This window comes from Nocardia sp. NPDC058497 (assembly GCF_042720195.1).
In the GTDB taxonomy this organism is placed as follows: domain Bacteria; phylum Actinomycetota; class Actinomycetes; order Mycobacteriales; family Mycobacteriaceae; genus Nocardia.
This window is the reverse complement of record NZ_JBHXMY010000080.1, coordinates 1-15,549: the sequence shown is the minus strand read 5'-3', so window position 1 is coordinate 15,549 and position 15,549 is coordinate 1. Positions and strand designations below refer to the sequence as shown.

Below are 15,549 nucleotides of genomic sequence, written 5' to 3'. Positions count from 1 at the left end.
CCGCGGGGCACACATAAACATATATTTTTGCTCCGACAACCTCGGGGGGCGGCCCCCCCGCCCCCCCCCCTCAGTCATGTCCGCGACACGAATTGCGTGTATTTCTTTTCGGCAAATATTGGGGTGTCGATTTGGTGGATTCGGGTGCCCTACACGATGATACGTGTAGCTCTTCGTTCGCTTGGTAATAGCTACACCTGATCTCGTGAGTACATGGGTAACTCGCCGGGCACGCCCACAAGCTGACTTCCTCGTGACCGCCAGCCCGGCACCGCGCTGTTGACGTCCCCGACGACCGGCAGAAGGCGCGGGGAGGCGGACAGAGAGGCAACGGATGTGAAGCGCATTCTCGGTTGGGTGGCACGTTCAGCAGCTCTGGTCGCGGTCGCCGGTTTCGGCACCATGGCGCCCGCGGTGGCCGAACCGCTTTTCCCAGGTGGCCCAGACATTCCCGGCGTTCCCTCGATAATTCCGACCGCGTCGCCGTGCCCGGTGGTCGAGGCCAGGGCGTGCATGCGGCTGTCGACGAACGAGGCGTGGCTGGTCGACAACGGCCGCGTCATCTTCGGCCCGACACCGATTTCGCACGGCATGGCCGGTTACGAAACTCCGCCCGCGGTGACCAGGATTTCCTTCAAACGGGAATTCCACTGGAGCACGATGCACGATGCGCCGATGCGCTGGGCCACCTTCTTCAACGGTGACATGGCATTCCATGTCGGCCCGGTCAATTCGAAGTCGCACGGATGTGTGCGCATGACAGAGGACGGCGCCCACCGTTTCTTCGACTACTTGAACCCGGGCGACATCACCCAGGTAATCGTCTAATGCGAGTACATGGGTAACTCACCGGGTACGGGCTGACCCGACCCGGTGAGTCACCGCCGCCCGCCAACGCTCACCCAGCTCCGCGCCTTAGTCTGGCCTGAATACGCGGAGAGGCGGAACAGCGCGGCGATCGCGGCCGCGGGCCACGAGATCGGCAACCACTCGTACTCCCACCGCCGGATGGTGCTGATCTCCGGCGACACCGTGCGCGACGAGATCGAACGTACCGACGCCGAGATCCGCCGCACCGGCTACCAGGGGCCGATCACTTTCCGTCCGCCCTACGGCAAGAAACTCTGGGCGCTCCCGAACTACCTCGCCGAGCACGACCGCACGACGGTGACCTGGGATGTCGAACCCGACTCCGCGGGCGGCGCCACCCGAGAGGCCATCGTCACCGACACCCTGGCGCAGACCAGGCCCGGCTCGATCGTGCTGCTGCACGTCATGCACGGCGGCGAATCCACCGCCGCGGTTCCCGACATCGTCCGCGGCCTGCGCGCCCGAGGCTACGAGTTCACCACCGTCTCCGACCTGGTGAAGCGAGAACAGGGGTAACTCACCGGCCACGGGCTGACCCGGCTCAGCGGGCAACCGCCGGCCGCCAACGCACACCGCCCCGCACCTGAGCCCGGCCTAAGTACGCGGAGAGGCGGAACGGTGATAGTTCTCCTGGGCCTCGCGGACGGCATCCATGTTGGTTTCCAGAACCACGACCAGTGACTCCAGCCGCTCGGCCACCTGCGCGCCGAGCTCGGTGAGCGTGTACTCCACGCGCGGCGGAATGGCTTCGAGCACCTCGCGATGAACCATGCCGTCGCGTTCGAGCGTCTGCAGGGTCTGCGACAGCATTCGTTCGCTCACGCCGTCGACCCGTCGGCGCAGCGCGCTGAACCGATACGGCCCCTCGCGTAGGGCCACCAGCGCCAGCACCCCCCACCGGCTGGCGACATTCTGCAGTACGGGCCGCGACGTGCAGTTACGGGCGAAGACGTCGGCTTCCAGCGCCTGATCGTCGTCGGTCGACGTGGGCTGCTTGCTCATGGGGCGATCGTACCGCTCTTGACCAGATCGCTTTCGGAATGAATAGTGCTTACAAATAGTTAGTGCATGAGAATCAGTACGAACCCTGGAGGAAGATCATGACCGTTGCGGTGACCGGAGCGAGTGGACAACTGGGCAGGCTCGTCGTCGAGGCCCTGCTGACGGCGGGGGAGCGGCCGGTGGCCATCGTGCGCGATCCCGCCAAGGTGGCCGACCTCGCCGAACGCGGCGCGCAGGTTCGCCAGGCCTCCTACGACGACCCGGCCGCCCTCGACGCCGCGCTCGCGGGTGTCGACCGGGTGCTGCTGATCTCGGGCAACGAGTTCGGCGCTCGTGTCGCCCAGCACGCCAACGTCATTCGGGCCGCCGAGCGCGCGGGCGTCCAGCTGCTCGCGTACACGAGCATCCCGGTCGCGCCGGACAACCAGATGATCCTCGCGCGGGAACATCGCGGCACCGAGGAGGTCCTCGCGACCGCGACGGTGCCTACGGTCCTGCTGCGCAACAGCTGGTACTGGGAGAACTACGCCGCAGGCGCCGCGCACGCCGCCCAGACCGGCGTACTCGCGGGCGCCTCGGGTGACGGCAAGGTTTCCGGCGCCCCGCGCGCCGACTACGCCAAGGCCGCGGCGGTCGTGCTCACCACCGACGGCCACGAGGGCCGCGTCTACGAACTCGGCGGCGACACCGCGCTGACCGGCGCTGACATCGCCGCCGTGATCACCGAGGTCACCGGCACACCGGTCCGCTACGAGAACGTGGCCGAAGCCGACTACGCCGCGGTCCTCGGCCAGGCGGGCCTGCCCGAGCCGGTGGCAGCTGCCCTCGCCGACGCCGACGCGGGTATCGCCGACGGCCTGCTCGAGGTCCGCACCGGTGATCTGGCCAAGCTTCTCGGCCGCCCGGTGACCCCGCCTGCCGAGGTGTTCCGGGCGATTCTGGGCTGAGATCAGGGGTGGGCCGACGGGGAGCCGTGTGGCAGAGTTCGGGTGTGGCTACCGAAACTCCCCGTCGACGCACGCACTCCTATCTGAGCGGGTTGCTGTTCCTGATGGGTGTTCTGCACTTTGTCGCGCCGAAGCCGTTCGACGGCATCGTGCCGCCGAAGCTGCCCGGCAACCCGCGGACCTACACCTACGCGTCCGGGGTCGCCGAGCTCGGCGTGGCGACGGCACTCGCGGTGCCGCGCACCCGTCGCCTCGGCGGCTGGCTGGCCGCGGCGCTGTTCGTCGGCGTTTTCCCCGCCAACGTCCAGATGGCCGTCGACGTGGTCGGTAACCCCAAGGCCTCCGGCCTGTTCAAGGCCGGTGTGCTGGCGCGGCTGCCGCTGCAGATCCCGATGATCGTGGCCGCGCTGCGGGTCGCCCGCCGCTGATCACACCCACTGCACGAGCTGGATGACGATCCCGTTCGGGTCGGTCATCTGGAAGTAGCGCTCGCCCCACTCCTCGGTCTCGATGGGCGTCTCGATCGGGACGCCCGCGCCGCGCAGGCGTTCGTATTCGGTGTCGATGTCGTCGACGACGAACACCACGAGCGTGCCGTCGCCCGCGTTGCCCGCGATCCGCGCCGGCTTGAACGTGCTCAGCCCGGTCCGCAGGTAGATGACGTTCATTCCGGCATCCGCGCGTTGCAGGGAGACGAATCCGTCGGTGGCCATCTGCTCGGTGAAACCGAGGTGGTCGATCAGGAACCGGGCCGATGCCTGCGGGTCGGCGACATTGAGCGAGATGGCTGAGCCGGTGATCTGCATGCGGTTCTCCTCGGTGCGATGAACTCCGTACTTTGTACGCCCTAACGATGGCGAGAAGAGTCGGGGTTTCGCTCTATGACCTGGGTCACAGTTCTAGAAGGTGTCGCGATCGATTCGCAGTGTGGTGATGGTGGCGGCCAAGCCCTCGTACTGGTTGATCAGCAGCACGATCTCGATCAGCAGCCGTTCGTCGTAGTGCGCGGCGAGCTCCGCCCAGGCCGCGTCGTCCACATTCCGGGTGGTCACCAGCTGATCGGTGACGGTGAGCAGGGCGCGTTGGCGCGGCGTCCAGCCCTCGGCATCGGGGCCGGTGCCGACCCGGTCGATCTCGACGGCGGTCAGGCCCGCCTTGCGGCCGAGGCGGCGATGGTGGTCGGTCTCGTAGGCGCACTCGCGCAGGTGCGCGACGCGCAGGATCACCAGCTCGGCCTCGGCGCGGGGCAGCCGTCCGCCCGGCATGAGCTTGCCGGAGAAATGCAGCCAGCCGCGGAACAATCCGCCGGTGCGGCCGAGTGTGCTGAAAAGATGCGCGTCGTCGGTGCCGGAGGCACGGGAAAGCACTTGCCAGACAACCCAGTTGATCGGTCCGAGCTCGCCGAACCGTCCCGGTGAAACCCGGGGTAGGGGCGCTGCGGCCATCTGGTGTCCACCTGCTTTCTCGACGTCGCCCGGTCGAGTCGGAGCGTACTCGCCGGTATCGAATTTCGGTGCCGACTGCGCGAGAGTGCCGGTTTTCTTTGGTTTCCAGTGGTTTTCGCAACAGTTGCGCGTCATGATCGGTGAGTACCGCAGCGCGCAGCGGCGGTGTGAGGTCGCGGCACTGGTAGGGGAACATCGGAATGCTGGTTCGGATCAGGCCGGGTGCGGAGCTCACCGGCGCCGAGCGGGAGTTCGTCGAATGCCTGCGCGCCTATCCGAGCACGGGGCTCGCGCTGGTCGATTGCCAGGTGGGCGATCGGAGGCTGGGCGCGGTGATCGTGACGCCGCGGGGGATCACGGTGATCGAGGTGAAGGGGTTCCGGCGACGGCAGAGCGGACTGCTCGCGGTGTCGGCGGGCACCTGGACGATCAGTGACAGTCCGCTCGATCTGGATACCGAGCCGTCGGCGGGCCTGACCGATCGGGTCGAGCACGGTGTGCACGCGGTACGGGTCGCGCTGGAGCAGGCATTGCAGGACAGCAGACACGTGTCCGGCGCGGTGGTGATGGTGCCCTATCGGGGCGTGGTGGTGCGACCGGCGCGCACGGCGCTGCGGCCCGGGCTGGATGTGCTCGTCGCGAACACCGTCGATGCCCATGAGCTGCGGGTCTATCTGGAGGGGTTCTCCGCGGGGCCCCGCGAATGGACCATCGACCGGGTGCTCACCACGTGCACCGCGCTGGGCGTCGGTGACCTGACACCCTCGCGCGCCGACCTCGCCGCCGACGGTTTCGACGGCAACCGTCCGGCGCGGAAGCCGATCCCGCCGCAGCCACGCAGAATCACCGAACCGGTCCAGGCGCCGCCACCGGTGGACTCGACCCGGCGGGGAAAGCTGGCGGGGCTGATCGTGTTCGCGGCCGCCCTGATCGGTGTGTTCGTCGTGTTCCTGGTGGTCGGGTCAGCGCTGCTGAACGACCCGCCGAACCCGCGGACGACCTCGGAGACCACCCAGACCACGACCAGGGCGCCCAGCACGCCGGCTGGCAAGGGGGCGACGGAGTGCTGGCCGTTCCAGAACGGTTGCTGATTCGCTGATCTGACAAGGCGTGCCTACGGTTGCGTAAGGACGTCGCGGTGCGGCACGCTTCGAATTCGTACGACGTCGAACAGCCGATTCACGCGGCGCTCGGCCGTGTGTGGTCAGTCCAGGAGGCGACCGATGGGGCACTACAAGGCGAACCTGCGTGACCTCGAGTTCAATCTCTTCGAGGTACTGAATCTCGACAAGCTCCTCGACACCGGCGCCTACGGCGACCTGGACTCCGATACGGCGCGCCAGATCCTCGACGAGGTGAAGCGCCTGGCCGAGGGCCCGATCGCGGAATCGTTCGCCGACGCCGATCGGCATCCGGTGGCCTATCACCCCGAGACCTTCGAGATCACGGTGCCCGAGTCGCTGCGCAAGACGGTCGACACGGTGCGCGAAGCGGGCTGGTACCGGCTCGGCATGCCGGAGGGTATGGACGGCACCCCCGCCCCGAACGTGCTGATGTGGGCCATCAACGAGCTCCTCATCTGCGCCAATCCCTCGGCCAGCTTCTTCAACATGGGCCCCCTGATGGGCTCGGTGCTCTACGGGATCGGCACCGAGCAGCAGAAGCGCTGGGCGCGTGGGGGTTTCGAGCGCGGCTGGCAGGGGACCATGGTGCTCACCGAGCCCGATGCCGGGTCCGATGTCGGCGCGGGCCGCGCCAAGGCGGTGCCGCAGCCCGACGGGTCGTGGCATATCGAAGGGGTGAAGCGGTTCATCTCCGGTGGTGACGTGGGTGACCTGGCCGAGAATATGTTCCATCTCGTGCTCGCCCGGCCCGAAGGCGCCGGGCCGGGTACCAAGGGGCTGTCGCTGTTCTATGTGCCGAAGTTCCTCTTCGATCCCGAGACGCTGGAACTCGGCGAGCGCAACGGTGTGTACGTGACCGGCATCGAGCACAAGATGGGGATCAAGTCCTCGCCGACCTGCGAGCTCACCTTCGGCGGCACGTCGGTGCCCGCCAAGGGCTGGCTGGTCGGTGACGTGCACAACGGGATCGCGCAGATGTTCAAGGTGATCGAGAACGCGCGGATGACAGTGGGCGTGAAATCGTCCGGGACGTTGTCGACCGGCTACTTGAACGCGCTCGAATACGCCAAGACCCGGGTGCAGGGCGCGGATCTGACGCAGATGTCGGACAAAGCCGCGCCGCGGGTGACCATCACCCATCACCCCGATGTGCGGCGGTCGCTGGCCATGCAGAAGGCGTACGCGGAGGGGTTACGCGCGGTGTATCTGTATACTGCCGCGCATCAGAACGAGGATGTGGCGCAGCTGGTTTCGGGCGCCGATCCCGAGCTGGCGCATCGCGTCGACGATCTGCTGCTGCCGATCGTCAAGGGCGTCGGTTCCGAGCGTGCCTACCAGTTGCTCGCCGAGTCACTGCAAATCCTCGGTGGCTCCGGCTATCTGCAGGACTACCCGATCGAGCAGTACATCCGCGACGCCAAGATCGACTCGCTCTACGAGGGCACCACCGCGATCCAGGCCCAGGACTTCTTCTTCCGCAAGATCATTCGCGATCACGGCACCGCCCTGGCCCACGTGAACGCCCAGATCACCGCCTACCTGGACAACGACTCCGGCCGCTTCGGCACCGAACGCGCCCTGCTGCGCACCGCCCAGGCCGACATCGCCGCCATGGGTGCCACCCTCACCGGCTACGCCATGGCGGGCGGGACCGACCCCACCGAGCTCTACAAGGTAGGCCTCGGCTCGGTCCGCTTCCTGATGTCGGTCGGCGACCTCCTCATCGCCTGGCGCCTGCTCGTCCAAGCCGACATCGCCGCCGCCGCCCTGGCCGCCGACTCCACCCCCAAGGACCGCCCCTTCTACCAGGGCAAAATCGCCGCGGCCAGCTTCTTCGCCAAGAACGTCCTCCCCGAACTCACCGCGACCAAGAACATCCTCGCCACCATCGACACCGACATCATGGCGGTCCCGGAGGAAGCCTTCTGACGTCACCTGGAGTATGTGCCGATCAGGCGGCCGGAGCCGAGGCTGGCGGCTTCGATGGCGGCGGTCGCGGTGGCCGCGGGGGTGTCCGGGCTCAGCGCGAGCGGGTGGGACAGTGCGTGCACGGTGAATCGATAGTGATGCACTCCGGTTCCCGGGGGCGGGCACGGGCCGAAGTAGCCGATGCGGTCGGCGCTGTTGGCGGTGACGACACCGCCGTCCGGGGTGTGCCCTTCCGGGTTGGCGGTGATGGTCGGCGAGATGTCGGTGACCACCCAGTGCGTGAACAGACCGCCCACCGCGTCCGGGTCGTCGACGATCAGGGCCAGCCGGGCTGCTCCGGCCGGTACGGTCCAGGCGAGGGGCGGCGGTACGTTCCTGCCGGTGCACGAGTAGGTCGCCGGAATGGGTGCTCCATCGGCGAAAGCGGTGCTGGTTACCTGAATTTCTCTGGTGGCGGGCATGGTTGTCTCCGCTCGGGTAGTAGGTTCAGGAGACCGAGATGCTGGAGCGCATGCCTAGCGAATGGTGTTTGCCGACGGAACACCAGAGTGCGTAGGTGCCCGACTGCAGTGTGACCGTCAGTTCGCTGGTGGTGCCTGCCTCGAGCACCGGGGTGCGGGAATCGACGCCGGGGCCGGCGATGACCAGGTCGTGACGGGTTCTGCCATCGTTGCGCACATCCAGGGTGTAGGTCTGACCTGCCCGGACATTGGGCCTGGACACGGTGATCGAGTACTCGGTCTCAATCACGGTGATCCGGCCCGGATCGTGTGCGTGCGCATCCACGCCGGACAGCGATACGGCCAGAGCGAAGGGGATGCCGACAGCGATTCGGGCTACTTGTCGCGATTGTTTCTGCATCGTCCGCCTCCTGACTTCGGCGTCCGGGAAGTTGTTGCTTCTGCTCATCACACTATTTCGGCCCATCATCGGGCAACCATCCATCATTCCGTGTTTATGCGGCGCACGGTAGACCCCTTGTCCGGTCGCTCGGTCCGGTAGCGGTGCCGACGGCCCATCCGAGGTGAGCAGAGGTGATCATGAGGTCTAGCGGAGTCGAGTTGATGGGAGTAGAGATCCAGTGATGGCAAAGCGAAGTCCCGAAGCGTACGAAGCAATGGCGGCCGAAATCGAGAACGGTGACTACACCGTCGTCGGCCCGATCGAAGTCAGATCCTCGCTGGCGGTCGGTGGGTCAGTCGGTGGATTCCAGGTCGGCGAGGATCTTCCGGACGCGGACGGCTTCCAGTGGTAGGAGGTTGGCCATCGCGTTCCAGATGATGGCGTAATTCACCCGGTCGTAGCTGTGGGCGACGATGTTGCGGGTTCGTTTGATATCGCGCCACGCAACCTGCGGGTGCGCCGCGATGAAGGCGTCGGGTAGGCGGGCGACGGACTCGCCGAGTCTGTGCAACACCGCCTCGCTGGCTAGTTGTGCGGTCTCGCTCTCGTCGTAGGCGTGTCTTCCGGCAGCGACGATGCGTTCAGCCATTTCGCAGAATTGAAGAAAGTCGTTGAGACTTTGGCTGGTTCGCGGGGTGATCGAACCGTCGGTCACAGCGGTTTGGCTTCGTCTCGAATGGGGTCGTGCCCTTGTCGTAGGCCGCCTTCGGAGATGACATCGACGTGCAGTCCCGTCATATCCTCCAGCGCGTTCGTCAAAGCGGCGAGGTCGAAGATGCTTGCATCCTCGTCGAGCTGCACCAGCAGGTCGATGTCGCTGCCGGAGACGTCCTCGCCCCGGGCAATCGACCCGAAGACCTGCACTCGACGTGCCTTGTGGTGCAAAGCTAACGCGAGGATCTGGTCGCGATGTTGCGTGAGAACCGTGGAAGGTCGTGGCGGCGCGGCCTTCCGCAAGCGAGCGAGCATCTTCGCTGACGGGTGACGGCTGCCGCTTTCGTAGGCGGCGATGTTGGGTTGCGCGACGCCGGAACGCTGGGCCAGCTCCGCTTGAGTGAGCCCGGCGGCAATCCGAATCGCGTGGACGGTCTCCATGTAGGAATTATATCAATGATATGAGCCGCTCGAGGGTCTATTTGATCAGGTAGGGGGAGACCGAGCTGCGGTGTTCGCTGATGTCGAGGGCCTTGCCCAGGGGTGGGAAGGCTCGTTGGGGGCAGTTGGCGCGGACGCAGACGCGGCAGCCTGCGCCGATGGGGGTGGCGGTGGCTTCGCCGAGGTCGATGCCGTCGGCGTAGACGACGCGGCCCGCGTGGCGGAGTTCGCAGCCGAGGCCGATGGCGAAGGTTTTGCTCGGCTGGCCGTAGCGGGTGGCGCGGCGTTCCACCGTGCGGGCGACCCAGAGGTATTTGCGGCCGTCGGGCATCTGGGCGATCTGGGTCATGATCTTGCCGGGGTAGGCGAAGGTCTCGTAGACGTTCCACAGCGGGCAGGTGCCGCCGCTGGCGGAGAAGTGGAAACCGGTGGCGGACTGGCGTTTCGACATGTTGCCCGCGCGGTCGACGCGGACGAAGGAGAACGGGACGCCGCGCAGGCTCGGTCGCTGCAGCGTCGAAAGCCGGTGGCAGATGGTCTCGTAACTCTGCGAGAAGAAGGCCGACAGGCGCTCGATATCGTAGCGGAAGTCCTCGGCCACCTCGTGAAAGTGGGTGTAGGGCAACACCGTTGCCGCGGCGAAGTAGTTGGCCAGGCCGAGCATGGCCAGCTTGTGTGAGGCGTCGGAGGCGAAATTGCCCTCCTCGACCAGCTTGTCGAGCAGCGGCCCGCACTCGAGGTAGGCGAGCTCGGCGGCCAGCTTGAAGGTGCGCTGCCCGCCGGACAGGTGCGGGGAGATCTCGAGCTGCTTGGTCTCGGGGTCGTAGTGGTGCAGCACGCCCTCGCCGAGGTCGATCCGCTCGACGATCCGCACGCCGTGCGCGCGCAGCAGCCGGACGATCTCGGTGCTCACCTCGCCGCCGTGGAAGCGGATGCGCGCGGTGAGGTCCTCGGCCGCGGTGTCGAGTTCGTGGATGTAGTTCTGGCGCTGATAGAAGTAGTCGCGCACTTCCTCGTGCGGCTTGCTGATCGCGGCGCTGCCGGAACCGTCGGAGAAGCGGTCCTCGGTCGCGGCGGCCAGCTGGGCGCTGGTGTTGCGGTACCGGTTGTGCATGGCGACCAGGGCGCGCGCCATGCTCGGATGCGCCGAGACCATGTCGGCGATCTCCTGGGTGTCGGCCTCGATGCCGAGCTCGGCGTCCATCACGACTTCCTGGAGCTCGGCGATGAGCCGGGTGTCGTCCTGGGCGGAGAAGAAGGCGGGGTCGACGCCGAAGACCTCGTTGATCCGCTTGAGCACGGGCACCGTCAACGGCCGCACGTCGTGCTCGATCTGGTTGAGATAGCTGGCCGAGATCTCCAGCTTCTGGGCCAGTGAGACCTGGCTCAGCCCGCGCTCGGTGCGCAGCTGGCGCAGCCGCGCACCGACATAGGTCTTGGCCATATGTCCAGTTTATGGGCGGTTTCGCAGCCTTGCCAATGGATTCTTAACAGCGTGGGCTGAGCGATGTGTCACACCCCCGGGTTACGGTGCTCGGGTGCTGTTCAGCGATGTCGTCGCGGCCTCGGCGGCGGTGCGAGCGACCCGGTCGCGCAAGGCGAAGATCGCCGCGCTGGCCGAGCTCTTCGCTGCCGCGAGCCCGCAGGAGATCGGGACCGTGGTGGCCTGGCTGTCCGGTGAGCTGGTGCAGGGCCGGATCGGGGCGGGGTGGCGCACGGTGGCCGGGTTGGAGACGCCGCCGAGCGCGGCAGCGCACCTCACCGTAGGCGCGGTCGACGATGTCTTCTCCCAGCTGACCGGGCTCAGCGGCACCGGCTCCACACTGCGTAGACGCGAACTGCTGACCTCCCTGTTCACCGCCGCGACCGAGGACGAGCAGTCCTTCCTGATCCGGCTGCTCACCGGAGAACTCCGCCAAGGCGCGCTGGCCGCGGTCGTCGTCGAAGCGCTGGCCAAGTCCACCGGCATCCCGGTCGAGGTCGTGCGGCGCGCGCACATGCTGTCCGGGCAGCTGCCCGCGACCGCCGCCGCCGCGGTCACCGGTGGCGAGGCGGCGCTGTCCGCGTTCCGGCTCGAAGTCGGCAGGCCCGTCGCGCCGATGCTCGCCGCACCGGGCGGCTCGCTGGACGAGGCGCTGGCCGAACTGGGCCCGCAGGTGAGCGTCGAACACAAGCTCGACGGCGCCCGCATCCAGGTGCACCGCAGCGGCGAGCGGGTGTGGGTGTTCACCAGGACCCTGCGCGACATCACCGCGGGCGTTCCCGAACTGGTCGAGCTGGTCGCCGGCCTCGATTGCACCAGCGTGGTCCTCGACGGGGAGACCCTGGCGCTGACCGACGCGGGCCGCCCGCGCCCGTTCCAGGAGACGATGAGCCGCTTCGCCACCGTCGGCGACACCAGGGAACTGCTGCTGCACCCCTACTTCTTCGACTGCCTGCACCTCGACGGCGTCGACCTGCTCGACGAGCCGCTGCGCGTGCGCCGCACCATGCTCGAGCGGGTCGCGGGCGAGCACAGCATCCCCGCGCTCGTCGCACCCGATGCCGAGGCCGCCGCCGAGTACTACGACGACGCGCTGGCCGTCGGCAACGAGGGCGTGATGGTCAAGTCCCTCGACGCGCCGTACGCCGCGGGCAGACGGGGCAAGTCCTGGCAGAAGATCAAACCGGCGCACACCCTCGACCTGCTGGTGATCGGCGCGGAATGGGGGTACGGCAGGCGCACCGGATTCCTGTCGAACCTGCACCTGGGCGCCCTCGATCCGGAGACGGGCGAGCCGGTGATGGTCGGCAAGACGTTCAAGGGCCTCACCGACGAGCTGCTGCGCTGGCAGACCGAACAGTTCCCGCGGTACCAGACACACACCGACGGTCACGCCGTGTTCCTGCGCCCCGAACTCGTCGTCGAGATCGCGCTGGACGGCGTCCAGGCCAGCACCAGGTACCCCGGCGGCGTCGCGCTGCGGTTCGCCAGGGTGCTGCGATACCGGCCGGACAAGGAGCCGGCGCAGGCCGACACGATCGACGCGGTCCGCGCGCTGGGGGCCGCGGGCTGATCCGGCGAGGAATTTTCCCGCAACGGTTTGGCAATCCGGTACGGGCATACGACACACTGTTCGGGTGAGCGCCGAACTAATGGTCCTGTTGATCGTCATCGCCACAGCTCTCGTATTCGACTTCACCAACGGATTCCACGACACGGCCAATGCCATGGCGACCTCGATCGCCACCGGTGCCTTGAAGCCGCGCGTGGCGGTGGCGCTCTCGGGCCTGCTGAATCTGATCGGCGCATTTCTGTCGGTATCGGTGGCGGCGACTGTGGCCAAGGGCATCGTCCAATTGAACGAGGTGGGCGGACAAGACCTGCTGGTCATCGTGTTCGCCGGCCTGGTCGGCGGCATTCTGTGGAATCTGCTGACGTGGTTGCTCGGCTTGCCGTCGAGTTCCTCGCACGCCCTGTTCGGCGGGCTCATCGGCTCCACGATCGCCGCGCTCGGCTGGAGCGGCGTGATCTGGGTGTCGGGCTCCGAAGGCGTGCTGATCAAGATCGTGATCCCCGCGATTCTGGCCCCGGCGATCGCCGCGCTGGTCGCCGCCATCGCCACCTATCTGGTGTACCGGATCACCCGCGGCGTCGACGAGGACAAGTCGAACGAGGGCTTCCGCTGGGGCCAGATCGGGTCGGCGTCGCTGGTCTCGCTCGCCCACGGCACCAACGACGCGCAGAAGACGATGGGCGTCATCTTCCTGGCCCTGGTCGCCTACGGCTCGCTCGACAAGGACGACCACATGCCGCTGTGGGTGATGTCGGCCTGTGCGGTCGCGATCGCCCTCGGCACCTACCTCGGCGGCTGGCGGATCATCCGGACGCTCGGCAAAGGCCTGGTCGAGATCGAGTCGCCGCAGGGCCTCGCCGCGGAGTCCACCTCGGCGGCGATCATCCTCACCTCCGCGCACTTCGGGCTGCCGCTGTCGACCACCCAGACCGCGACCGGCGCGATCCTCGGTACCGGCATCGGCAAGGGCGCCGAGGTGCGGTGGCGGGTGATGGGCCGGATGGCCGTCGCCTGGCTGCTGACGCTGCCGATGGCGGGCATCGTCGGCGCGATCTGCTGGGCCATCGCGCACCTCATCGGCGGCCTGCCCGGTGTCCTCGTGGTGTTCGGGATCCTGATCTTCGGTGCGCTCGGCATCTATCTGTGGTCGCGGCGCGACCCGGTCGGCTCCCACAATGTGAACGAGTGGCCCGACGGTGTGCCCCCGCAGTCGTCGATCGAACAGAACCACGCCGGGTAGAAGGGAGCGAACGTGCATACCGTGATCACGAATCTGAGTTCACTGTGGGAAGTGGTGGTGGCCGCGCTGGTCTTCGGCGCCGGCGTGCCCGCCGTGTTCGCCTTCGCGGTGCGCTGGTGGGCCAAGGCCGAGACGGTCGACGCGCAGGGCCGCGTGCGCAGGAACTACCCGGCACTGGCGGGCGCGCTGATCTGCCTGGTCGTCATCGTCACCGTGGTGATCGCCGGAATCCTGTTCACCGCCAAGGCGTTCATCGCCCACCAGTTCGGTATTCATCTGTTCGGTCAAGCATGAGCGAGGACTCGATGACAGATCCGTCCCCCCACCCCGCCGTCCGGCGCAACCTGCTCTCGCGTGTACTCGGCTGGCTGCGCGCCGGATATCCGCAGGGCATCCCGAAATCGGACTACGTCGCGTTGTTCGCGGTGCTGCACCGTCACCTCACCGACTACGAGGTGGTGGTGATCGGGGAGAAACTGATCGAGGCCAATCCGAACCGGGAATTCATCAGTCAGGCCGAGATCGAGGCAGCCATCGCCGATTTCGCCAAGGAGCATCCCGCACCCGACGACGTTTCGCGGGTGGCCTCGCATCTGGCGGCCGGTGGCTGGCCGCTGGCCGAACCACTCGACGACAGCGAGGCCTGACAATTCCGCTGCGCCAGTGGAATTCATGACGCGGACAGTTTTCGATTCGCCCGGATGCCCGGCGGTTGCGCGCTAGCATGCACGGGTGGTTCGGCGTGTGAATGAAACCGATAGTGGTCGTAGTTACGGTGGATTGTCGCGTCAGCAGCGAGTAGCTATGCGACGCAACCGGTTGACCGACGCGGCGCTGGAACTATTCGGTACCCAGGGTTATTCGTCGACATCGATCGAGCGCTTGTGCGCGACGGCGAATGTGTCGACCCGCAGTTTCTACGAGGATATCGGCAGTCGCGAGGCGCTGTTGATCGCACTTGTCGACCGGCTGAACACCGCCGCCCTGCACCGCGTCGACGAGGCCTTGGAACGGGCAAGCGAGCAGCCGCTGGTGGTGCGCGTGGTGGAGAGCTTCCGTGCTTTTCTCGCGGTGACCTGCCGTGATCGGCGCGCGGCCCGGGTGTTCTATGTCGAGGTGGTCGGCGTGAGCCCGGCGGTGGAGGAATGGCGGCGCGGGCAGCGGCGCTCGGTCTCCGGCCTGCTCACCAGGGAAGCGCAGCGCGCCGCCGCGCGCGGGGAAGCGGAATCGCGCAGTGTCCACCTGTTCACGCTCGCCCTGATCGGCGCGGTGAATTCCCTGGCCCAGGAGATGGTGCACGCGACCGTTCCCGGCGACGCGATTTCGGTCGACGAGATCTGCGACGAGATCGCCTATTTCATCCGGTCCGGGCTCTCGGTCCGGCCGTCGGCACTGCCGAGCTGAGCGAACGCGAAACGGGAGGCATCCGGATCGGATGCCTCCCGTTTGCGGTGTTCGCCTGAAATCAGATACCCATGCCCTGGGCGAGCAGCGGCCACGACTCGTGCAGCGCCTGCTCCCAGTACGGCCAGTAGTGGGTGCCCATCGGGGTGAACTGGTAGGTCGCCGGGATACCCAGCGAGTCCAGCTTGGCCTTCAGGTTCTGGCTGCACGCGTTGGTCGCCGCTTCGATGCCGATACCGAGGCCGAGGTTGATCACGCCCATCGGGCCGGGCGAGCCGTTGAGGTAGTACGCGACGTCGGCGTTGGTCGGCATGCCGCTACCGCTGGAGATGTAGAGGTTGGTGCCGCGCAGCTTCTCCGCGTTGACGACCGGGTCGTTCTCGACCCAGGCCGGGTCGTTGTCGGCGCCGTACATGTTCGCGGTCTTGCCGCCCGCCCAGGTCTCCACGGAGAACTTGACGGCTTGCTTGCCCATCGGGTCGGCGATCTGCGCGCAGCCGCTGTAGGCGGCGACGGACTTGAACAGCCCGGGCT

19 protein-coding genes and 1 pseudogene are annotated in these 15,549 nt (G+C 67.1%); 11 read left to right on the top strand and 9 right to left on the bottom strand.

The window, feature by feature from the left end:
• Positions 1-357: 357 nt before the first annotated feature.
• Complete coding sequence (locus ACFWPJ_RS08645; RefSeq protein WP_378848911.1) at positions 358-828, top strand: L,D-transpeptidase; 471 nt, start codon at positions 358-360, stop codon at positions 826-828.
• 123 nt (positions 829-951) lie between these two features.
• Positions 952-1,386, top strand: a pseudogene (locus ACFWPJ_RS08640) (polysaccharide deacetylase family protein); the annotation flags it as partial.
• Between the two features lie 78 nt (positions 1,387-1,464).
• Here the strand turns inward: ACFWPJ_RS08640 and ACFWPJ_RS08635 are convergent.
• Complete coding sequence (locus ACFWPJ_RS08635; RefSeq protein ID WP_378848909.1) at positions 1,465-1,872, bottom strand: winged helix-turn-helix transcriptional regulator; 408 nt, start codon at positions 1,870-1,872, stop codon at positions 1,465-1,467.
• 98 nt (positions 1,873-1,970) lie between these two features.
• Between ACFWPJ_RS08635 and ACFWPJ_RS08630 the strand changes: the two genes are divergently transcribed.
• Together ACFWPJ_RS08630 and ACFWPJ_RS08625 are read left to right on the top strand one after the other, a co-directional pair.
• Positions 1,971-2,819: an SDR family oxidoreductase gene (locus ACFWPJ_RS08630; RefSeq protein ID WP_378848907.1), complete on the top strand. Its 849-nt coding sequence runs from the start codon at positions 1,971-1,973 to the stop codon at positions 2,817-2,819.
• A gap of 104 nt (positions 2,820-2,923) precedes the next feature.
• The gene (locus tag ACFWPJ_RS08625) at positions 2,924-3,247 is read left to right on the top strand and encodes a hypothetical protein (protein WP_378848913.1); all 324 of its coding nucleotides are present in this window, start codon (positions 2,924-2,926) and stop codon (positions 3,245-3,247) included.
• On the opposite strand, the gene ACFWPJ_RS08620 is transcribed toward ACFWPJ_RS08625, so the two are convergent.
• Together ACFWPJ_RS08620 and ACFWPJ_RS08615 are read right to left on the bottom strand one after the other, a co-directional pair.
• Positions 3,248-3,625, bottom strand: a complete 378-nt coding sequence (locus tag ACFWPJ_RS08620) for a VOC family protein (RefSeq protein ID WP_378848905.1) — start codon at positions 3,623-3,625, stop codon at positions 3,248-3,250. It abuts the gene before it with no gap.
• Positions 3,626-3,718: 93 nt separating this feature from the next.
• Positions 3,719-4,264 (bottom strand): carboxymuconolactone decarboxylase family protein, encoded by a 546-nt coding sequence (locus ACFWPJ_RS08615; RefSeq protein ID WP_378848903.1) that lies wholly within the window; start codon positions 4,262-4,264, stop codon positions 3,719-3,721.
• Positions 4,265-4,464: 200 nt separating this feature from the next.
• On the opposite strand from ACFWPJ_RS08615, the gene ACFWPJ_RS08610 reads away from it, so the two are divergent.
• Together ACFWPJ_RS08610 and ACFWPJ_RS08605 are read left to right on the top strand one after the other, a co-directional pair.
• A complete protein-coding gene (locus ACFWPJ_RS08610; protein WP_378848902.1) occupies positions 4,465-5,355 on the top strand; it encodes an NERD domain-containing protein in 891 nt (296 codons plus the stop codon).
• Positions 5,356-5,487: 132 nt separating this feature from the next.
• Positions 5,488-7,317, top strand: a complete 1,830-nt coding sequence (locus ACFWPJ_RS08605; protein ID WP_378848900.1) for an acyl-CoA dehydrogenase — start codon at positions 5,488-5,490, stop codon at positions 7,315-7,317.
• 2 nt (positions 7,318-7,319) lie between these two features.
• Here ACFWPJ_RS08605 and ACFWPJ_RS08600 read toward each other — a convergent pair whose 3' ends face one another.
• The 5 genes from ACFWPJ_RS08600 to ramB all read right to left on the bottom strand — a co-directional run bounded on the left by ACFWPJ_RS08600 (position 7,320) and on the right by ramB (position 10,759).
• A complete protein-coding gene (locus ACFWPJ_RS08600) occupies positions 7,320-7,778 on the bottom strand; it encodes a YbhB/YbcL family Raf kinase inhibitor-like protein (protein WP_378848898.1) in 459 nt (152 codons plus the stop codon).
• 25 nt (positions 7,779-7,803) lie between these two features.
• Complete coding sequence (locus tag ACFWPJ_RS08595; protein WP_378848896.1) at positions 7,804-8,178, bottom strand: cupredoxin domain-containing protein; 375 nt, start codon at positions 8,176-8,178, stop codon at positions 7,804-7,806.
• A 334-nt stretch (positions 8,179-8,512) separates the two neighbouring features.
• Positions 8,513-8,809: a DUF86 domain-containing protein gene (locus tag ACFWPJ_RS08590; protein ID WP_378848895.1), complete on the bottom strand. Its 297-nt coding sequence runs from the start codon at positions 8,807-8,809 to the stop codon at positions 8,513-8,515.
• A gap of 62 nt (positions 8,810-8,871) precedes the next feature.
• Positions 8,872-9,315 (bottom strand): helix-turn-helix domain-containing protein, encoded by a 444-nt coding sequence (locus ACFWPJ_RS08585; RefSeq protein WP_378848893.1) that lies wholly within the window; start codon positions 9,313-9,315, stop codon positions 8,872-8,874.
• 37 nt (positions 9,316-9,352) lie between these two features.
• Entirely contained in the window at positions 9,353-10,759 is a 1,407-nt protein-coding gene (gene ramB, locus ACFWPJ_RS08580) for an acetate metabolism transcriptional regulator RamB (RefSeq protein WP_378848891.1), read from the bottom strand.
• Between the two features lie 94 nt (positions 10,760-10,853).
• On the opposite strand from ramB, the gene ACFWPJ_RS08575 reads away from it, so the two are divergent.
• From ACFWPJ_RS08575 to ACFWPJ_RS08555, 5 genes are all read left to right on the top strand, one after another.
• Positions 10,854-12,371: an ATP-dependent DNA ligase gene (locus ACFWPJ_RS08575; protein ID WP_378848889.1), complete on the top strand. Its 1,518-nt coding sequence runs from the start codon at positions 10,854-10,856 to the stop codon at positions 12,369-12,371.
• Positions 12,372-12,435: 64 nt separating this feature from the next.
• Complete coding sequence (locus ACFWPJ_RS08570) at positions 12,436-13,611, top strand: anion permease (RefSeq protein ID WP_378848888.1); 1,176 nt, start codon at positions 12,436-12,438, stop codon at positions 13,609-13,611.
• Between the two features lie 12 nt (positions 13,612-13,623).
• A complete protein-coding gene (locus ACFWPJ_RS08565; protein WP_378848886.1) occupies positions 13,624-13,905 on the top strand; it encodes a hypothetical protein in 282 nt (93 codons plus the stop codon).
• Between the two features lie 11 nt (positions 13,906-13,916).
• Positions 13,917-14,258, top strand: a complete 342-nt coding sequence (locus tag ACFWPJ_RS08560; RefSeq protein WP_378848884.1) for a DUF3349 domain-containing protein — start codon at positions 13,917-13,919, stop codon at positions 14,256-14,258.
• A gap of 157 nt (positions 14,259-14,415) precedes the next feature.
• Positions 14,416-15,015: a TetR/AcrR family transcriptional regulator gene (locus ACFWPJ_RS08555; RefSeq protein ID WP_378848883.1), complete on the top strand. Its 600-nt coding sequence runs from the start codon at positions 14,416-14,418 to the stop codon at positions 15,013-15,015.
• Positions 15,016-15,076: 61 nt separating this feature from the next.
• Here ACFWPJ_RS08555 and ACFWPJ_RS08550 read toward each other — a convergent pair.
• On the bottom strand, positions 15,077-15,549 hold a 473-nt coding region (locus ACFWPJ_RS08550; protein WP_378848881.1), incomplete at its 5' end, for an alpha/beta hydrolase-fold protein.